General features: G+C 39.9%; 19 protein-coding genes and 1 tRNA gene. 10 read left to right on the top strand and 10 right to left on the bottom strand.

The window, feature by feature from the left end; genetic code table 11:
• The 3 genes from BMW86_RS13530 to BMW86_RS13520 form a co-directional block, all read right to left on the bottom strand.
• A complete protein-coding gene (locus BMW86_RS13530; protein ID WP_089782279.1) occupies positions 1-1,281 on the bottom strand; it encodes a HupE/UreJ family protein in 1,281 nt (426 codons plus the stop codon).
• 69 nt (positions 1,282-1,350) lie between these two features.
• A complete protein-coding gene (locus tag BMW86_RS13525) occupies positions 1,351-2,751 on the bottom strand; it encodes a DUF3500 domain-containing protein (RefSeq protein WP_089782278.1) in 1,401 nt (466 codons plus the stop codon).
• Positions 2,752-2,945: 194 nt separating this feature from the next.
• Positions 2,946-3,365 (bottom strand): hypothetical protein, encoded by a 420-nt coding sequence (locus tag BMW86_RS13520; protein WP_089782277.1) that lies wholly within the window; start codon positions 3,363-3,365, stop codon positions 2,946-2,948.
• 313 nt (positions 3,366-3,678) lie between these two features.
• On the opposite strand from BMW86_RS13520, the gene BMW86_RS13515 reads away from it, so the two are divergent.
• Complete coding sequence (locus tag BMW86_RS13515; RefSeq protein ID WP_143056568.1) at positions 3,679-4,284, top strand: DUF4082 domain-containing protein; 606 nt, start codon at positions 3,679-3,681, stop codon at positions 4,282-4,284.
• Between the two features lie 53 nt (positions 4,285-4,337).
• On the opposite strand, the gene BMW86_RS13510 is transcribed toward BMW86_RS13515, so the two are convergent.
• Positions 4,338-5,021: a sterol desaturase family protein gene (locus tag BMW86_RS13510; protein WP_089782275.1), complete on the bottom strand. Its 684-nt coding sequence runs from the start codon at positions 5,019-5,021 to the stop codon at positions 4,338-4,340.
• A gap of 25 nt (positions 5,022-5,046) precedes the next feature.
• A complete protein-coding gene (locus tag BMW86_RS13505; RefSeq protein ID WP_089782274.1) occupies positions 5,047-5,505 on the bottom strand; it encodes a hypothetical protein in 459 nt (152 codons plus the stop codon).
• A gap of 45 nt (positions 5,506-5,550) precedes the next feature.
• On the opposite strand from BMW86_RS13505, the gene BMW86_RS13500 reads away from it, so the two are divergent.
• The 4 genes from BMW86_RS13500 (at position 5,551) to BMW86_RS13485 (ending at position 10,590) form a co-directional block, all read left to right on the top strand.
• Positions 5,551-5,994 (top strand): hypothetical protein, encoded by a 444-nt coding sequence (locus BMW86_RS13500; RefSeq protein ID WP_089782273.1) that lies wholly within the window; start codon positions 5,551-5,553, stop codon positions 5,992-5,994.
• A gap of 219 nt (positions 5,995-6,213) precedes the next feature.
• Positions 6,214-9,207, top strand: a complete 2,994-nt coding sequence (locus BMW86_RS13495; protein ID WP_089782272.1) for a T9SS type A sorting domain-containing protein — start codon at positions 6,214-6,216, stop codon at positions 9,205-9,207.
• A gap of 80 nt (positions 9,208-9,287) precedes the next feature.
• Complete coding sequence (locus BMW86_RS13490) at positions 9,288-9,659, top strand: nuclear transport factor 2-like protein (RefSeq protein WP_089782271.1); 372 nt, start codon at positions 9,288-9,290, stop codon at positions 9,657-9,659.
• 148 nt (positions 9,660-9,807) lie between these two features.
• Complete coding sequence (locus BMW86_RS13485; protein ID WP_089782270.1) at positions 9,808-10,590, top strand: glycoside hydrolase family 16 protein; 783 nt, start codon at positions 9,808-9,810, stop codon at positions 10,588-10,590.
• A gap of 150 nt (positions 10,591-10,740) precedes the next feature.
• Here the strand turns inward: BMW86_RS13485 and BMW86_RS13480 are convergent, their stop codons facing one another.
• Positions 10,741-11,127, bottom strand: a complete 387-nt coding sequence (locus BMW86_RS13480) for a response regulator (RefSeq protein WP_089782269.1) — start codon at positions 11,125-11,127, stop codon at positions 10,741-10,743.
• A gap of 184 nt (positions 11,128-11,311) precedes the next feature.
• Here BMW86_RS13480 and BMW86_RS13475 point away from each other — a divergent pair.
• Positions 11,312-11,383 (top strand) — tRNA-Glu (locus BMW86_RS13475).
• Between the two features lie 94 nt (positions 11,384-11,477).
• Here the strand turns inward: BMW86_RS13475 and BMW86_RS13470 are convergent.
• A complete protein-coding gene (locus BMW86_RS13470; protein WP_089782268.1) occupies positions 11,478-11,945 on the bottom strand; it encodes a type II toxin-antitoxin system death-on-curing family toxin in 468 nt (155 codons plus the stop codon).
• Position 11,946: 1 nt separating this feature from the next.
• Complete coding sequence (locus tag BMW86_RS13465; RefSeq protein ID WP_089782267.1) at positions 11,947-12,978, bottom strand: DNA-binding protein; 1,032 nt, start codon at positions 12,976-12,978, stop codon at positions 11,947-11,949.
• Between the two features lie 395 nt (positions 12,979-13,373).
• Between BMW86_RS13465 and BMW86_RS13460 the strand changes: the two genes are divergently transcribed.
• Positions 13,374-13,712, top strand: a complete 339-nt coding sequence (locus BMW86_RS13460) for a hypothetical protein (RefSeq protein ID WP_143056567.1) — start codon at positions 13,374-13,376, stop codon at positions 13,710-13,712.
• Between the two features lie 85 nt (positions 13,713-13,797).
• Here BMW86_RS13460 and BMW86_RS33175 read toward each other — a convergent pair whose 3' ends face one another.
• Both BMW86_RS33175 and BMW86_RS13450 read right to left on the bottom strand, forming a co-directional pair.
• Complete coding sequence (locus tag BMW86_RS33175) at positions 13,798-13,926, bottom strand: hypothetical protein (RefSeq protein WP_255372918.1); 129 nt, start codon at positions 13,924-13,926, stop codon at positions 13,798-13,800.
• A 10-nt stretch (positions 13,927-13,936) separates the two neighbouring features.
• Positions 13,937-14,515, bottom strand: coding sequence for a Crp/Fnr family transcriptional regulator (locus BMW86_RS13450; RefSeq protein WP_089782265.1), 579 nt, complete (start codon positions 14,513-14,515; stop codon positions 13,937-13,939).
• Between the two features lie 193 nt (positions 14,516-14,708).
• Here BMW86_RS13450 and BMW86_RS13445 point away from each other — a divergent pair, with 193 nt between their 5' ends.
• The 3 genes from BMW86_RS13445 to BMW86_RS13435 all read left to right on the top strand — a co-directional run bounded on the left by BMW86_RS13445 (position 14,709) and on the right by BMW86_RS13435 (position 18,052).
• Positions 14,709-15,572 (top strand): SDR family oxidoreductase, encoded by an 864-nt coding sequence (locus BMW86_RS13445; protein ID WP_089782264.1) that lies wholly within the window; start codon positions 14,709-14,711, stop codon positions 15,570-15,572.
• A gap of 579 nt (positions 15,573-16,151) precedes the next feature.
• On the top strand, positions 16,152-16,955 hold the full coding sequence (locus BMW86_RS13440; protein ID WP_089782263.1) for an aldo/keto reductase: 804 nt from the start codon (positions 16,152-16,154) through the stop codon (positions 16,953-16,955).
• 116 nt (positions 16,956-17,071) lie between these two features.
• Complete coding sequence (locus BMW86_RS13435) at positions 17,072-18,052, top strand: aldo/keto reductase (RefSeq protein ID WP_089782262.1); 981 nt, start codon at positions 17,072-17,074, stop codon at positions 18,050-18,052.
• Positions 18,053-18,208 lie beyond the last annotated feature (156 nt).

The raw sequence follows: 18,208 nt of genomic DNA, 5'->3' as shown, positions 1-18,208 counted from the left end.
TTACCTGTTTATTTTCTGCAACCTAACTGCATTATTCTGCCACATAAAGCAACCAACTGAAAAAACGGCAATTGCCACTATCAGCCATATTGCATATTGGTACGCGCCTGTAATAAGCCCTGTGATGAAATTTGGTACGCCTGTATAGCGCTCCACAATCCATGCAATGGAAACAATACCGGCCGCCACTGCTGCCGTCACACGAAACCGGCTGTACATAGGTGTTTGGCTTAATAATAATAACCAGGGAATAATAAGTGCAACAATGAAAAGCTGCATCAGTTCAATACCCAGGTTGAAACCAAGTATGCTTAATGCCAGTGTGCGTGCGCCCAATCCCATACCAGACAATACAGAGGCAAATGCCATTCCGTGGATCAGTCCAAAGCCACCGGCTACAAAATACTCTTTGCCGGGAAAAATGGGGCGTAAAGCATGAATAGCAGAAACCAGGATTGACACGGCTATCAGCACTTCAATAGGCTGCGCTGGTGGCCGGAACCAGCCCAATGCTCCTATCAGCAAAGTAATGGAATGTCCAACAGTAAAGGCGCTAACTATTTTAAACAACCGGGTAAGGCTGTATTTTGTACCGGCATACTTTGTCCATTTTCTATTCTTTACCATTAGCGTTGCAGGCAGCAGCAATACAATTAAAAACAATAAATGGTCGGTTCCTTCCTTAATATGTTGCATTCCCAGCTCCACCATATTTTCAAACCCTTTCCACCAGCTACCGTTTTCAAGATTGATAGTGAGTGGTTCAAATTTTCCAATCTTAAAATTGGTTGCAATTACCCCCAATGGCTCTCCTGCATTTTCCGAATACAAGCCACTCTTCCAGTCATTTTTCAGATATACTAATATGCTGTGCGTTATGATCTGGTGAACGATAACATCGTAGTCAAACAAAAATTTCCTGAGGTTACCCCCTTTTGGCGGGACCATTGTAAACCATACGATCACTTCACGGTAGTTTCCCACATTTACATCTACATTATCTTCCGTACCTATGCTGTCGATGGTAGTTGCCCATAGTTCCTGCCCGTTGTATGATTTGATATGCTGGCGAAAATACTCTTTGAAAAATGGGGTATTTATATCAAGGTAATTGTTTGCCTCCATTTTCAGAGCGCCTTCAATATCAAGCAAAGGCATTTTCGCTTCGCCTGTAATGCTGTTCTCCAGGACAGACAGGGTGACAATCGAGCTTGGCATTGGGTGCGCAAATGAGCAAAACCCTGATAATAACAGCAATGTGCTTAAAATATACCGCTTCATAAAAAATCAAATTAAATTATAACTGCGCCTGTTTCCAGGCGCAGTTGTCCAATATCCACTAGCTCTCAATTAGTTTTTAGTTCCTCCATAGTCGTATGATTTATCTCTCCAAACTGAATGCGGATGTGTATAGCTTGGTAATACAACACCACCACCAACGGAGTATTCGATCCATACGTGAGGTCCATCGATCCTTATATAGTCATACTTTGTTTTTAGGCCTGTACTACCTGAATAAGCTATATATGTGCTAGACAGCTCATTGGTATAAGTAGTAATGAAAGATGAAGAATCTGCGATGTCATCTACATATGTTTTAATCGCAGTTAACAACAATGCTTTTTCAGACGATGACAAGCTGCTGCCTACAACACCTATTGAAGTGGTTGGGAAACTCCAGTCCTTTTGCGGACCGCAAACCAAGTCACTGTAAGTGCTGCTCTGCAGGGCAGATGCCAGATTGCTGCTGCTAAGTCCTGTAAGCAGGGCAGATAATGCGGTGCCTTCCTGATCCATCGGTACAATGCTTGTACCATTGTAAGTGAAAGATGTTCCAGCGCTATAGCTGCATGGCTCTACACCTCTGAAAGAAGGAGTACCGCCTACCAGCGTACCGTTTATATAAGTGTTGGAAAGTTGTGTATGGTGACCGCCAAAATAAATTTCAAAAGTACCACTTGTAGAAGGTGTACCTAAAATACAAATATGGAAATTAGCCTGGCCATAATCGGTACCACCGCCATTAGCGCTCAGGTAATTGTCAGCAGCAAGCAATTGCATCAGTTCACTGAAGCCCTCATTTGCACTGGTTCCGGATACTGCTTTTAATAATGAATCTGCCAGAGCGATCTGCGCGGTGGACATATCACCAAACGTCAAACCTATTCTATTACCATAAATAGCATCAGGGAAGTTAGACCATCTTATTGCGTAAGAATAAGCATAGCTAAGTTGCAAAGATGCCAACTGTGTAGAACTGAGTGATGCTTCAAGACTACTTATAAGGCAAAGCACCTTGTCAATACCGGTCTTTGAAGAACAGTCTGTAGTAGTAGTTGTTGTTGCAGAGTCCACACTTAATGCAAATGTGCAGCTTTGTCCTCCGAAAGTGATAGCGAAAGAGGCTGTACCGCTATCCGATGGCGTACCGCTGATGGTGTAGCTGAGGTTGCCGGAGCCACTGGCCAATGTTCCTGCTACTAAAGTAGCTGTAAGCCCCGTAACACCTGTTGAACTAATAGCACTACCTGCGCTGTAAGTCGCCCCGTTTCCGCCGGAATAAGGCACGGTAGCAGTAGCGGAGTACGCTGTACCTGCTTTAGCCGAATCAGAGAATGTAACCGAAGAACAACTTAATGCAGTAATCGTAGCCGATGTGGTAGTAGTACTACTCGTATCCTTCTTACAGGCATTAAGAACTGCCGCAGTTAATAATCCGGTAGCAAAGAGCAGCAAAAGGTTTTGTTTCATTTTCGTAAGTTTAAGTAATAGTATTTGGCTTTATAGGTTGATACCGGGTCGGTTGAATTATACCCGGTATGCTATAAATTTCTTATCAAGTAGACACAGAAATACAACAATGGTTTAGTTAAGAAAATACAATTGGGGTAAAGTGTGGGAGTTGTGGGGTAAAATGAAATGTGGGTGTAATTAATGATAATTTTCTAAGGACAAACAGGGCTTCCGGGCTTTGTTTTCATATCATTAAGCAAATTCTTAAATCCCTGCTCAATAATTTTTTCGGGAACATCTCCTTTTACTATCACTTCATAAATATAATTACTGCAAGGCTTTTCCTTATTGCCTTTGAATACTCTCAGAATGAATTTCACTCTATTATCCTCTTCGGAAAGATCTCCAATAACAAATGTCCCCGCAGTAGAATCTTCTACTACGGCTTTAAACTTCCTTTCTTTATAGAAATCAGCTAATGCAGCTGAGTATTCATCGTTCTTTTCATTATTTACTTTGACGATTACGCTGATATCTGGAACTCCGTTAGTTCTCTTTTTATCTGATGACGTACATCCAAATAATAAAATACAGGTTATAATTAATATACTATTTCTCTTATGATTCCTCATAGCAATAAAGTTAACTATTAAATTCTTAAGAGAAGAGTAGTACCTCAGTTTGAATGTTATGACAGCGTAGATTGCCAGATGTTATTGCTCATAAATACACTACATCTGACTGTTTAGTTCTCTGATTTAGCTTTAGAATATGGGTTCAGGGTTTGTTTTCCAATTTGACCTCACCTAATATTCACGTCAGATAAGGTGTATTTATAAGCAATAACACCTGGCACGAAGATTATGTAATCAAACTGAGGCACTACCAAGATTAGAGAGGTAACAATTGTTTGTATCTGTTGATATAATAGAAATGCCTGCGATCATGAAAACATCATTCTTACTTATAGCTTTTGTCCTTATTATACAATCCTGCACACCTACTGCACCTCCTACACCTGCAGCGACTACTTACCACCCTATGGATTTATCTATCCCCAATTTCACGAATGCGAATGGTTATCAGCAACAGAAAACAATGGACCTGAAAACACATGCGTACAGCTTTACTGCCAGTCAGGCTGCAACCATTACCAAGCTGGGATATCAGCCGTGGGTAACGGGGATTACTTATAAACTAGCCTTGTGGCAGGTAGGAAATACTACACCATTGGCGACTATTACTGTAACACCTTCTACGATAGGTGTGATGCAGTTCTTTCCGTTATCAACGCCTGTTGCTGTTACTACCGGTAATACGTATATCGTAAGCCGGATGTATATATCTGGTGGTCCAACCGGTTACACCAGTGATTTTGTTGGCAATGTGGCCAATATGAACGGGAATTCAGTCTATCCGTATACACAACAGGCTATTACCTTTACGGATGGGTACTTTACTGATAATTTTGATCCTTTGCTTACAGGAAGTAATACAGTTAATGCACCGAATAATACACTGCTGCCTTTTCTGGATGTAGAGTATCAATAAAAATATGGGTATGGGACATGGCTTAGGGGCAGGGAGGGATCTTTGCCCCTTTCCTATTTGTAGGTTTTCAGTAAGCGGTCCCAGATACTGGTGTAAAAACCGAAATTATATTTAACATCCTGGTGATGGTTGTGATGGAAAGTAGAAGTACCTAAATATTTTATTACCGGCAGATTGCTGATTCTTCCTGGTAAAGGTTCTATTCCTAAATGCCCTATCAAACCAAAGACAACGTTTACAACCAGGTAGGTTATGATTGCGTAAATGTTGAAAGGATATAGTGTTAATAGTATCAGCCATAAACTTCCAAATCCAATCGTTTCTATTGGGTGTAAGACGAATAAATCAATTGGGCTTGGATCTATTGATTGATGGTGTAACTGATGCACCGCTTTAAATAGAAATGTTTTGTGGATGATGTAATGAAAGATGAACATGAGTAAGTCCATCGCTAAAAAGAGGATCAGGAAATCTATTACGATCATCCATGAGATATTTGTAGCAATGTGAATGATGCTATTCTTCCACATCCAGAAACCGGCGTAGGTGACTATTGTGTTTAGTATGTTGGTAAGGATGCAGATTCTCCACTCTCTTGCAGTATAGGTGTAAGGAGCTTTGTGTAATAGCCTGCCTGAGAATAATACCATCGCAGTGATTATTACATTTTCAAGGAAGAAAATGAGCCATAGTGATAATACCGGCAGATGTAATAAATAACTGAGCGCTGATGGCATATGCTATAAAATTAAACAATTTAGATTATCCGGGAGCAGCGCGATATATCTTTGAAAGAGAGGGTGTTTTGTATGGTCTATTGAGTACTACTATTTTAGGTGGTTTATTCTTTTTGATAACAGGTTTAACAGTCTTAGTTCGTTTAGGTACCGGCAGATATTCTCTTGTTAGCCTGGTTATGATAACATCTTCTTTCTCCCCTGCTTTCAGCAGGAGTATAGCTTTACCGGTAATCTCCCGGTATATCGTATGTTTCTTTACAGGCAGCTGCCGGTAGATTTTAGACCCAATACGCGAAGCATCTCTCAGTCTTACAGAACTATTACGGAAACCTTTGAAAGCAGGATCTTTCTTAATTCTTTTGCCGGTAATGGAACTTTGCAGGCGTACGTAGTACTGCTCATCATCTTTGAGCCGGTAAACGGTAATACCGTCTTTTGTACCCGTAAAAGGAGGAGGCTTTTGCCCGCACCATCTTGCCATAGTTTGTGTCTTTTACTAAATTTAATGAATTTTTACGCCATTTCCATGACAATATCTTTTGACCTTGATGATACTTTAATACCTGGTGTTAAGCGTTTTAATACTGAGCCACAAACCTTTTTACAGAAGCTTTGTGGTATTGAGAAATTGAGACTTGGCACTATTGATCTTATACAAACTTTACAGGCACAGGGACATACAATATTCATTTATACTACATCTTTCCGGAAAACGAGAAAGATCTGGTGGACATTCCGTTCATATGGTATTAAACCAGACAAAATCATCAATCAGACTATTCATGAAAAGATACTGGGAGAAAACCGTAAATATTACTCAAAATATCCTCCTGCTTTTGCAATAGATATTCATATAGATGATTCTAAAGGTGTTGAAATGGAAGGAAACCGGTTTAACTTTAAAACGATCATTATAGCAGAAGATAATCCCAACTGGACTGAGTTTATCCTGAATACAATAAGTGCATAGATTCGCTTTAACCGCGCACTTTTACAAGGCCCAAACTTATGCCCGGGGCCGCATCGCACGTTAAACCTGCGTAACGAACGAAGGATGAACGTAGGATGACCGAATCTATACCGGAATCAGCAGCCTGAGATAAACCCTTACAATAATCCCTTACTCAATTCCGTTTAATACCAGACCTGTGGCAACCTTAACCGAATAACCATACCTTAAATCCTCTACATGAAATACCCAATTTTACTATTTGCTTTATTGCTAAATGTACTGTTCGTCAATGCGGGAGACATTGTGCTTCCTCCGGTATCTGCGTCCATTAAATTTACTAATCCCGTGGTAGCCAGTAATATGGCGTTTGGGATAGAAACCAATGCCAGTGGCGAAGGATATACAGAGATTACTACCGTTGATGGTGTACCCTGCCGTAAGATTCCCGCAGGGAAGTTTATGTACGTAAACAGTAACAGATCCGCAGTTCCCAGTACTGCTAAACAGCTGATCCTTTCCATTACCTATTACGATAACAGCATGAGCTACCTCTGGTTAAACTATACCAGGACAGGTACCGGCTGGGGTGGAGCGGACTTTAAAAAATCGAACACTAAGAAATGGATTACCCGGCTCGTTATCCTTACTGATGCAGGATTCGATGGCTCTATGGGCTATGGCGGAGATATCAGAATGGGATTTGGCAGCGAGGATAATTATATCAAAGATATTACTGTATATACAGGTACTTTAACTCCTGATGCACAGCCTGTTCCGGCAAGACCCACCACCACTTCAGAGTTTATTGGAAAGTCGTATGCGGGGTACCAGTTATGGCACGAAGCCGGTAATGAACCGAAAGACTGGAGTCATTGGGCTTATGGCAAACTACCTGCCGCAGGGAGAGGGAATCATAATACAGAAACCTTTCCCTATATCGCTGATTATGCCAATACTAATGTAACCATGTACCCTACCAACTTTGCAAATCTGGGGAATGGCAGTCCGGCGAAATTGTATAATTCTACTGATAAAGGTGTGATAGATGTGCAGATGTCATTACTGCAAAAAGCAGGTTTTGATGGTGTGGCGATACAAAGAAATGCACCTGTGGGAAGAGACCTGAAATATACTTCTACAGATGATTATTATGTGAGTATCAAGAATGCCTGTGAAACAAATGGCAGATCATTTTATGTAATGTATTGCATGCCAGATGTGAATAACGGAGCCGCTTTGTCTGCTGATCTCGTGGAAGGAATTAAACGGGATTGGGTGTATCAGATGGAACAGATCTATGCACTCACTTCTTCGGGCGCGTATGCTACCGTAAATGGCAAACCTGTTGTTGAGCTGTGGGGTTTAGGATATTCGACGATTACAGTGGATAGGACACAAGCATTAGCACTCGCCCAGTTTTTTAAAGACAGAGGATGTTATGTGATTGCTGGTGTACCCCGCGACTGGCGACTAATGGACGGTGGCTCCAGAACAGATTTCGCAGATGTGTATAAGGCATATAATATGATCTCACCCTGGACAGTAGGTGTGTATAGCGATACTACCGGCGCTAATGATTTCAGGACGAATTACATGATTCCTGATCAGCAATATTGTACCCAGAACGGGATGGCTTTTTATCCTGTGATATTCCCGGGCAGCGCCTGGTCTCAGCATGTATCTGGATATCCGAATGATACGAAAAGACTTGGTGGGGAGTTCCTCTGGAAGCAGGCTAAAAATATCAAAAGCCTAGGGATTAAATCCATGTACTTCGCTATGCTGGATGAGTTTGAAGAATCTACTAATATCATCAGCTCCGCCGTTGATTATTTTGATATCCCTACAGATCAGTATTTTGGTACATTGGCCATGGATGGTGTATGGACTTCTTCTGATTATTATACAAGACTGGCTGGTGCAGCTTCTAAAATGCTGACAAGCGCTACTATGCCTGCTGAAATACCTATCCCCTATTCTAATGGTCCTCTTTATTACAGGAACAGCTTTGAAAGCAGGGTAGCTAATTGTTTAATCAATAATGTAGCGACAGATATCATCTCTCCTATTGATGCCTGTTTTTATAAGAATGCGTTATTATCCGGATCTGCTGTGAGCAATACTTCTGTAGCAATTGTAAATGAGTCTGCGTTTTCTAAAAGCGGTATTTATAGTGTAAAGATCAATGGTACAGCTGCTGGTGCAGGGAATTATTATTATAAAATATCTGAGACGAAGATTGCGGTGAAAGCTAACATGCAATTGAGTTTCTGGAAATATACAGTGAATGATCCGGGAAGATATACGTCGGTGGATCTGGCGTTTAAGTCGGGGAAAGTGTTGCGTAATCTTACTGCGTATAAAGATAATAAAGGGAATAGCATGCATCCCCGTACTGCAAGAGGTACAATCGGTGCATGGGAGAAATTTACCTGTCAGATAGGGAAAGGAGAACTGATAGGTGATGAGATCAACAGTATTATTGTTGCTTATGATAACCCTTCTTTAAGTGGCAGCTTCTCTGCTTATTTTGATGATGTTATTGTTGAAGATGCCATTGATAGCAGCATTACTACTAAAGCTCCTATAGGCAGTGTTATCTCATTAACGAATGGAGGCTTTTATGTTTCCTCTGAGAATGGTAATGCAGCAATGAATTGTAACAGGACAGTTGTAGGGGCCTGGGAGAATTTTACCGTAGTAGATGCAGGTAATGGTACAATTGCCTTACAGGGGAATAATGGTTTGTATGTGAGCGCTACCAGTCCGATGTATTGCAACAGCAGTACGATGGTACCATTTAACTGGATTGATTTAGGTAATAATGCAGTGGCTTTCCAGAGCGCAGCAGGACTATATATCTGCTCTGAGAACGGAGCTACGTCTATGAACTGTAACAGGACTGCCATTGGTGGCTGGGAGACTTTCAACTGGAATAGTACTACCGCAGCAAGACAAGCAGTTGCTAAAGAGACTTTGGTGACAACGCTTAAAGTATATCCCAATCCTGCCAGCTCTTATGTGATCATCAGTTATGAACTGAAAACAGCAGGTGTTGTGTTGATAGAGATTGCCAATATGCATGGAGAGGTGGTGAAGACGGCAAAAGTTAATGCTCAGTCGGGAGTGCAGCGGTTGAATGTTTCATTAAATGGTCTTACGTCTGGTATTTATATGGTGAGGATGGTTGCCAATAATAATGTAGAAACAAAGAAACTGGTCGTTTATTAATGTCCCTTCGCATAATGTAACCCCAGGAAGCTGTCTCTTGACAGTGAGGCAGCTTCCATTTATTTGTTTAACTTCATTATATGACTACTTTAAAAGATAATGTGCAAACCCTGAATGAGCTGATCATTAATGATGAGACAGTGAAAGCGATGGAGTTATTTTATTCTCATGATGTGGAGATGCAGGAAAATGAGGATAAGCCGAGGAAAGGGAAGGAAACAAATATAGAACATGAGAAGATGATCCTGGATACGTTTAAGATTGTGAGTACGCTGATCAATCAGGCGATTGATGAAGAAAGGAATGTAGTATTCAGTGAGTGGGAATTGCTCATCACTAATAAAGAGACGGGTAAGACTGCAAGAAGAGTGGAGGTTTCGGTCCAGCAATGGCATGAAGGTCTTATTGAATCAGAGAAATTTTATTATAACAGAACTCCTCAGAAAATATAGCTCCCGACCGGGAGCTTTTTTTATCTTCTTCTTTCAACTTTTTTCTGCAAACATCAAAGTCTTGTCTTTTTAAATTGTCATTATATCAGACACTGTGCTGAGAAACCTATCCACGTCATTTTTCACCCTTAAAATAAACCATTCTTTTATGCACAAAATTGCAATGCTAATCATCTCTTTAGCTGTTCTATCCAGCTGTAGCAAAGAGGCCGCACAAAACACACCAACAACTACGACTACTCAGAACGAGTCTGCACGTACAGCAGCTGCTGCTTCTACTATCAGTTTCAGTGGTTATACATGGGAAGTAAGAACCGAATCCGGTACTTCTGGTCCTGGTCCAAACTACTGGAGCAACAGTAGCAGCAATGTATGGGTAGACGCCAGCGGATACCTGCATCTGAAGATCAGGAAAGATGCTTCTACTGGCAGATGGTTATGCTCTGAAGTAACAAGTACTACCAACTTCGGATATGGTACTTATTTATGGGAAGTAGAAGGTGCTGTTGATAAACTTGATAAAAACATTGTACTGGGGCTGTTTAACTACAAAGCCGGAGATGATGGTCACCATGAAGTAGATATCGAGTTTGCACGCTGGGGTAATAATGCATGGCCTAACTACAATTACACCGTGTATCCTGCTACGGGGTCCGGCAGTGTTTCCCAGACAAACGAACTGGCTCTGAATGGCACTTACACTACGCATACATTTACCCGTACCAGTTCAGCGGTATCTTTCCAGGGATATCATGGACATACAACGGCTCCGGCTAATGCATTTTTCCCATGGACAACTCCTGCAGGATATAATGTAAGTACCCTGGCTTTGCCTGTTCATATGAACTTGTGGTTGTTTAATGGTAATGCACCATCTAATGCCACTGAAGTAGAAATTATCATACATTCATTCAGGTTTACGGCTGCGTAAAAATGAGTATCCTCAAAAAAGTAAGCATATAGCCCGCGTTGACGGGCTATATGTTTTTATAGCTACTGCGATATTGTTTCATTCAGGCACCAGACAAAGTGCGCGGTTAATACGGCTGAGATATGACTCAGCTATGAAGGAGGCATGCTTCTACTCTTCCGAAAGGAAGACGTAGAGTTCTTTGGCAAACTCGTGGTAACGGTCCGGATTATCCGGTTTATCAAAATGCCTGACAGCACCTAACTGCTGGCACTTCTTTATATTATCATCTGCGGATGAACTGGCGAATGTCACTACAGGGATTTCCCTGAAGGCTTCACTGGTTTTGATGTAATATAGTATGTCATATCCGGGAGCAACATCAGACAGGATAAGGTCGGGATAAAAGATATCCGAATCTTCCATAATGCTTTTTAGTTCCTCTCCGTTTTCTGCGATAGCCATGACATTGAACAGGCCGGAACCTTCAAAGGATTCTTTGATGAATACCTTCCCTTCTGCATCATTTTCTGCTATCAGGATGTTTAGCTTTCTCATAATAATGCAAAGGTAACTCCTTCATTCACAAAATATAGTGCATGTTTTACACATCACATATAATATTGATAATCAAATTTAAAAACATAGAAATCGAATAGATACATAGGTGTTGTAATAAATAGCATAAATAAATTTTGAAATATTCAGTATTTCCTTACCTTTGCCATCCCAAACACGAAATGCCGCGTTGGTAAATCGGTTAATACACCTCCCTTTCACGGAGGAATGACGGGTTCGACTCCCGTACGCGGTACACATTATAAAGAGCCTTGTAAATGAAAGTTTACAAGGCTCTTTTGTTAATATTCTTCATGCAATGTCGAGCCCTCAGATAAAACATAATTCCGTCAAAAGGGTTCATTATTCTGGTCTACTTCATTTTCTTCAGTGTTAATGGCATCAAATATTTTTAATTTTAATTCTTCACTGAACTGAGATTCATTTATTATAGAGGCCACAATTTCATAAAGTAAATCTTTATCAATTCTATTATCAGCAATATCAACTGCTACATTTTCCATCCCGATTATAAATCTTGAAACACAAAAATCAAGATCATTTATCTCTAGAAAATATGCTCCTAAGGCTATGCTCGTTCTTTTATTTCCGTCTGTAAATGCATGACTCTTATTTATAGAGAAAACCAAATGAGTAAGCTTGCATTCAATGTCTGGATAATATAAATCGTTTTGAATATGCTCTAAAATACTGGAGATTAAATTAATATCCCTTTCCCCATGAACTCCTCCTGAGTGATTAATAATAAACGTATGAGTTCTTCGCGCGTGAACTAAGTCAAAATACTGTAAGGCCATGCTAGCGATCTTTTAAACGTTTAAAAACATCAATATTCTCCTTTAGTCGCTCTTCTAAAACCATTGTTCTTTCTCCCAAAAACTTATCAAATTCTTCTGCATTTAAATGGGTTATGTAGTTCTTTAGCTTTTCGTGCAATGCGTCTCTGAATGCCATATCGCGACTAGCCATCAGGCTGCGCGCCTTTTCAATCAAAGGTGTTAATAAAGAATTACTTGAACCTGCAAACTCGCTAAATAATTGATTAGCTTCCGACAACTTTAATCGTCTTCCTAGTTTTCCCATTTCTTTAGCAAGCGCATCTGCGAAACCATTCTCATAAGCAGCTATTAAGTCAAGCACTTCGCTATACATAGTTACCCGAACACTTTCTTTTGATTTAAGATTTAAAATTTGCCTATACTCTTTGGAATTCTCCTTGAATATAGTTTTATAGATCTTGTCTGTAAGTTGAGCATATTTAAACTTACTTGGTTCAATACACGCATCTAAGGCATTAGTAAAACTTTGCCTGTAATTATACTCCCGAATTGCGCTTGAAACAAATTCCTCTTCTCTTTGATTAATATATTTTGTGCTACCACCAGCTTTCTTGTTTAATACGTCTATTGCAATGTCAAGAATTAGCGTCCTGAGTAATTTTGCATTTTCACTTTCAGAAAGCAACATCCCAATATTCAGAAAGGCTTTGAATGTAAAAACGCCTAAACTTGCAGCAAATTTATCTATCCCTAATTCTGGAAGGTCAGCGACATTAATGTCGCCGACCTTCTGCAACTTAAAGGTTCTCAAAGAGTTATACTGAAGTACTTCATAACCATTTTCAGCTATTTCACTAAAATGGCTTTCTACAAGTCTTTCTATTGTACGTTCATCAACCTGAAAAAAATCTGAAATCTGCTTTTTAGTAAATCTGTATTTCCGTTCAAACATAATTCCCGGAAATGCAACTTCTTTATATAATTCAGTTAAGGCCAAATTATTATTTAGAATATTTTTCCGATGAATGCTGCTATTTGTTAAATCAGTCATACAATAACATATTATCATTTTTCGCCTTTGTAAAGACGCATATACAATAATAAAAAATATACTCCATTAAATCAGAAAAACAGCTAAAATGGGATTAAACCGATTTCTTACCCCTTAACTAGAAATCAAATGATTCTCTGTGATAAGCTCATACTCACCACTGGATCACGATTGATTAAAAATCTGGAGATTGTTTCATCGTTAGAATCATTCTAAAATCCCCCACCCAATAGTTCGACATTTGTCCGCCCCGTTGTACGAAGAAAAGGTTGCTCGATGAGCAACCTTTTCTTTTGATTATTACTATGCCTCACTTCTGGAATATTCAAACTTCAAACTCTGTTACCCTGTATAAAGGTGATGACCCCAGATATTGGATCATTAAAAAGGGTGTCATGACGCCAATCATCGTGAATGGTTTGTTTACGGTAGTAAGTGGAACAATGCTTTCACTTCTGGAACGTCATGTACCTGACAGGTTCACTTCTGATCCTATAATAATTTACGACAGGTCTACTGAAACTCAGATAGCAGGATATCACAGACTTTATATAAAAGAAACCATTGAAAGAGCATCAACAAATCAACTGGATACATCCGGTATGAAAATATGGGCATATGAAAATTCTTTGAGTGGTGGAATTCTCATTTCTGTTTCTTTAATGGGAGAATTAAAAAAATCCGGTATTAGTGGGTTAGTTTATCATCATGGATTTTCTGGATATGGAGGATAATTAAGGAGATAACAAGTAATGTCGGCTTAGAGTAATCCATTATTTTTCATATGCGTTTCCCGGATCCGATTAGCTTCAGCATCAGTCAAACGATGTATAAAACGTGTTCATCGGCCCGAACGCTCCTTTCCAGTAACTGCTCCATCTCTTCCACACTACTCAGGGCATTACTGGCATACATTGCCGATGCGAAACTATCAATTCCTATTTCCATGATATTGTATTTATTTATGAGAAAACTGGCTCCTGATCCGGCTCAGCGTTTCCCTTGATACACCCAGGTAAGAAGCAATCATATGCAGAGGAACACGATAAAAAATGTCCGGAAAAAATGTCATGAACTCCTGGTATCTTTCCTCAGCAGTACGACTGATGTTGCTCATGATCCTATTTTGGCTGGCATCAAAACTTCTGGCCTTAAGCTTTTCTATAAAGTTATTTAACCTGGGTATAGTCGTCGTTAAGTTATTGAAGTCCGGCTTGTCTATCAAGATCACTTCACTGTTTTCCAACGCATCGATATTGCCTTTTGAAGGATCCCCGGTATTATAACTTTCACGGTCGCTCATCCACCAATTCTCTACGCCAAAACGAAGTATGTGCTCTGTGCCGTCTTCCCCAACCCTGTACAAACGAAGACAGCCTTTTACGATAAAGCAGTTGTAATGGCACACATCCCCCTCCTGCAGCAGGTATTGTCTTTTCCGGATCTTTTTTTCTATGCTAACAGCCCGCACTGCCACCATTTCGTCAACAGTCAGATCCGCTTTTTCCTTTAAGTATGTTTCGAAAGTTTTAAACATGGCTACATCACATTAGATCAAATCTATCCAAAATCTCCCTTTGGGCAATTTATAAATTGACAAACGGGGTACTGAGCGTGAAAATACCGTGATAAATGTCACGGGTATTTTGTCTCAAATGTCCTTGTCCCCGACAGTCTGTTCTCATGACCTTTGTGAAGTATTTCACTATTGATATTTAAATAAGAAACATATGTCAAAGAAGGTTTTAATAACAGGAACAAGTTCAGGATTTGGAAAGCTAATGGCTTTTGACCTTGCCCAAAAAGGATACCGGGTAATTGCTGCTATGCGTAACGTATCCACCAAAAACGCTGGCATAGCAAGGGAACTGGGCGTAATACCAAACATCGAAGTGGTTGAAATGGATGTTACCAGTACAGAATCTGTAAATGCTGCGGTAGTAGCAATAGTTAAAAAATACGGGCAGATCGACGTGTTGGTGAATAATGCAGGAATAACCGGTTTTGGGCTGTTCGAAGCAACAACCATTGAGCAAATGAAAAATATCTTCGAGGTGAATGTTTGGGGTTCCATACGCAATGTGCTTGCAGTGCTACCGTCTATGCGTGAGCACCGTTCGGGTCTGATCATTAATATTACCAGTGGTTTGGCCTTAATTACCGCGCCATACCTTGGGCCTTACAATGGCTCGAAATGGGCGATTGAAGGCATCACGGAAACGCTTCGTTACGAGGTACAGGATTATGGGATTGAAACCGTAACGCTTCAACCAGGTGCTTTTCCAACCGGCATTAGTGATAAACCGGAAAATGGATCTGACCGCCCCGAGATAACGGAAGCTTATGGCAACGCAACATTGGAAAAGATCCAGAAATTCGGCAGCATTATGTATAGAAAGATCGAAGAGTACAAAATGAATCCGCAGGAAATAGCTGATGCAGTAACCAAACTGGTAGAGATGGAGCCTGGTACAAGACCGTTTCACACCACTGTGAACCGCGTCACCGGTAACCTTGAGCAGGAGTATGCAGATACAAAAACACCGTATAACCAGGAATGGATAAAACGCATGGGTTGGGGCGAATGGTTGTAAGCGTTGAAATTTTAAGCGATAAGACTGGATGTATGGCCGTTTCGACAGTAAACAAGCAATTATATGAAATAAAAAGAGGATATCATAGAGGCTTTTCGATGACAATCGGGAATTAAAGAAATTCGCGCTCAAACACTCGTATGCGGTCGATAACGGTGTTCTTATTCTCGAATTTCAGCCGATCAGTCAATCGGATAAGTCTTAGGCGAGCACTTCATATTATTTTTCTAAACCATACTTATTCTCTCAAAATCCTTCACCCAAAAGTTCGACAGTTGTCCGGTCCGGTGTACCAACAACGACGGGGATAGTACGAAAGTATTATCCCCGTTTTTATTTTCGGGCAGTTGCCCCGCCTGTTGGGCAATGTCGAGGAAAACTTCGGATTAATCCCAAATGTTGTAGAGCTGGAGCTTCTTAAGCATACAATTGTGTTAGTGCTGAAATCATTTTCATTTCCATCCCCAATCGTATAATGTCTTGTATTGAAATCAATTTGACTACAACAAATACCAACTCGGATACATTTCATCGGACAACTATTAAGAATTTTGCAATGAAATTTAAGTAAGTGCAAAAATGGAAAATGTAATATTAAACAATGGAGTAACGATGCCGCTGCTTGGTTTTGGCACGTACTTGCTTCAAGACGGTTTTGAGTGTGAGCAGTCTGTGCTAAATGCTTTAAATATTGGCTACAGACTTATAGACACAGCTTCGGTATATAATAATGAGGAATCAGTGGGCAGAGCGATTAAAAAAAGTAATGTCAAACGGGAAGAAATCTTTGTAACTACAAAATTTTTGCCAGCGGATATAGGGTACGAAAAAACAAAGAGTGCCTTTAAAGCATCACTAGCAAAATTGGGTCTTGACTATATTGATCTGTACCTGATACATCTCCCGCAGGGAGACGTAAGCTCATCCTGGACTGCAATGGAAGAATTATACAAAGAAGGTAAAGTAAGGGCTATAGGTGTAAGTAATTTCAATATGAATCAGATTCAGAATTTACTGAAGCAGCATAGTGTGATACCAGCAGTCAATCAAGTGGAAACACATCCATTTTCCCAAAAAACAGAAATGCAAAAAGATTTGAAATCTCAAGGCATACAGTTGGAGTCTTGGGCACCCTTTGCTCAGGGTAAAAATAATCTTTTTAACAATGAATCTTTAATAGTGCTTTCAAGCAAATATAATAAAAGTATTGCCCAAGTGGTTCTACGATGGTTAATTCAGAAAGAAGTCGTTGCTATTCCAAAATCAGCAAATGTGAAAAGGATCAATGAAAATTTCAATGTATTTGACTTTGAGTTGTCTGCGGATGATATGGAAACTATCAAATCGTTAGATCAAGGTGGCGGACTAATTTATAGTGTTTGAAAAACGTTTGAAAATTTGACTACAACAATTACCAATCCAACTACTTTTTATAGAACGACAATCAAGAATTTTGTACTTGAGATTTATTCAGTTTCAGAAACAATCAAAAAAGAATTATGCAAAAAAGAAAATTAGGAAATAGCGGATTAGAAGTTTCCGCATTAGGTTTTGGCTGTATGGGTTTAAACTTTTTGGATGGCAAAGGTCTTGATAAAAAAGATGCCATAACACTACTGCGCAACGCAGTTGAAAGGGGTATCACATTTTTTGATACCGCAGAAGCCTACGGGCCTTACACCAATGAAGAACTTGTTGGCGAAGGATTACAGCCTTATAGAAAAGACGTTATTATAGCAACAAAATTTGGTTGTAAAGATGCCAGACCAACAACAGGTTTAGACAGCAGACCCGAAACTATCAGAGTAGTAGTCGAAGCATCTTTAAAAAGATTAAAAACAGATTATATCGATCTGCTTTATCAGCACAGAGTTGATCCCAATGTTCCAATAGAAGATGTTGCAGGTACAGTAAAAGACTTGATACAAGAGGGTAAAGTAAAATATTTCGGTTTATCGGAAGCAAGCGCAAAAACTATTCGCAAGGCACATTCAATTCAACCTGTAACAGCATTACAAAGCGAATACTCTTTGTTTTGGCGTGAACCCGAAAATGAGATCATACCAACATTAGAAGAGTTAGGAATTGGTTTCGTTCCGTTCAGTCCTTTGGGCAAAGGCTTCCTCACAGGTACAATAAATTCAAAATTAGCGGATGTCGACCGCAGAAATGTCATTCCTCGTTTCAGCGAAGAGAACATAAAAGCCAATCTGGTTCTAGTGGACGAACTTTCTAAGATTGCTAACAAAAAAAATGTTACAACCGGACAATTAGCATTGGCTTGGATCTTAGCTCAAAAGCCCTGGATAGCACCAATACCGGGAACTACAAAATTGCATCGTTTAGAGGAAAACATTGACAGTACAAATATTGTACTAACAGCTGATGAACTTGCAAAGATCAACACAACAGTAAATGGAATTACACTTGTGGGTGACCGCTATCCCGAAGTTTTAGAAAAACAAATAGATAGATCATAAAGCTGCACCAAGTGTGAGCAACTATGAGGTGTGTGTGCAAGACAAGTAATGAGCTTGCACACACACGCCTTAGACCGCAGGCGAAAGAATATGCAATATCTTAAAGAAAAAGTTGTAGCTGTTACAGGTGCAAGTAGTGTCATTCGTCCGTCAAAA

The organism is Chitinophaga sp. YR573 (assembly GCF_900110995.1).
GTDB lineage: Bacteria > Bacteroidota > Bacteroidia > Chitinophagales > Chitinophagaceae > Chitinophaga.
The sequence above is the reverse complement of the archived record's forward strand: the minus strand, read 5'-3'. Positions and strand labels throughout refer to the sequence as shown.

Bases quoted from the DNA above. Each gene is read 5' to 3' on its own strand.
- BMW86_RS13530 (WP_089782279.1), bottom strand. From the start codon at position 1,281: ATGAAGCGGTATATTTTAAGCACATTGCTGTTATTATCAGGGTTTTGC.
- BMW86_RS13525 (WP_089782278.1), bottom strand. From the start codon at position 2,751: ATGAAACAAAACCTTTTGCTGCTCTTTGCTACCGGATTATTAACTGCG.
- BMW86_RS13520 (WP_089782277.1), bottom strand. From the start codon at position 3,365: ATGAGGAATCATAAGAGAAATAGTATATTAATTATAACCTGTATTTTA.
- BMW86_RS13515 (WP_143056568.1), top strand. From the start codon at position 3,679: ATGAAAACATCATTCTTACTTATAGCTTTTGTCCTTATTATACAATCC.
- BMW86_RS13510 (WP_089782275.1), bottom strand. From the start codon at position 5,021: ATGCCATCAGCGCTCAGTTATTTATTACATCTGCCGGTATTATCACTA.
- BMW86_RS13505 (WP_089782274.1), bottom strand. From the start codon at position 5,505: ATGGCAAGATGGTGCGGGCAAAAGCCTCCTCCTTTTACGGGTACAAAA.
- BMW86_RS13500 (WP_089782273.1), top strand. From the start codon at position 5,551: ATGACAATATCTTTTGACCTTGATGATACTTTAATACCTGGTGTTAAG.
- BMW86_RS13495 (WP_089782272.1), top strand. From the start codon at position 6,214: ATGAAATACCCAATTTTACTATTTGCTTTATTGCTAAATGTACTGTTC.
- BMW86_RS13490 (WP_089782271.1), top strand. From the start codon at position 9,288: ATGACTACTTTAAAAGATAATGTGCAAACCCTGAATGAGCTGATCATT.
- BMW86_RS13485 (WP_089782270.1), top strand. From the start codon at position 9,808: ATGCACAAAATTGCAATGCTAATCATCTCTTTAGCTGTTCTATCCAGC.
- BMW86_RS13480 (WP_089782269.1), bottom strand. From the start codon at position 11,127: ATGAGAAAGCTAAACATCCTGATAGCAGAAAATGATGCAGAAGGGAAG.
- BMW86_RS13470 (WP_089782268.1), bottom strand. From the start codon at position 11,945: ATGGCCTTACAGTATTTTGACTTAGTTCACGCGCGAAGAACTCATACG.
- BMW86_RS13465 (WP_089782267.1), bottom strand. From the start codon at position 12,978: ATGACTGATTTAACAAATAGCAGCATTCATCGGAAAAATATTCTAAAT.
- BMW86_RS13460 (WP_143056567.1), top strand. From the start codon at position 13,374: ATGACGCCAATCATCGTGAATGGTTTGTTTACGGTAGTAAGTGGAACA.
- BMW86_RS33175 (WP_255372918.1), bottom strand. From the start codon at position 13,926: ATGGAAATAGGAATTGATAGTTTCGCATCGGCAATGTATGCCAGTAAT.
- BMW86_RS13450 (WP_089782265.1), bottom strand. From the start codon at position 14,515: ATGTTTAAAACTTTCGAAACATACTTAAAGGAAAAAGCGGATCTGACT.
- BMW86_RS13445 (WP_089782264.1), top strand. From the start codon at position 14,709: ATGTCAAAGAAGGTTTTAATAACAGGAACAAGTTCAGGATTTGGAAAG.
- BMW86_RS13440 (WP_089782263.1), top strand. From the start codon at position 16,152: ATGGAAAATGTAATATTAAACAATGGAGTAACGATGCCGCTGCTTGGT.
- BMW86_RS13435 (WP_089782262.1), top strand. From the start codon at position 17,072: ATGCAAAAAAGAAAATTAGGAAATAGCGGATTAGAAGTTTCCGCATTA.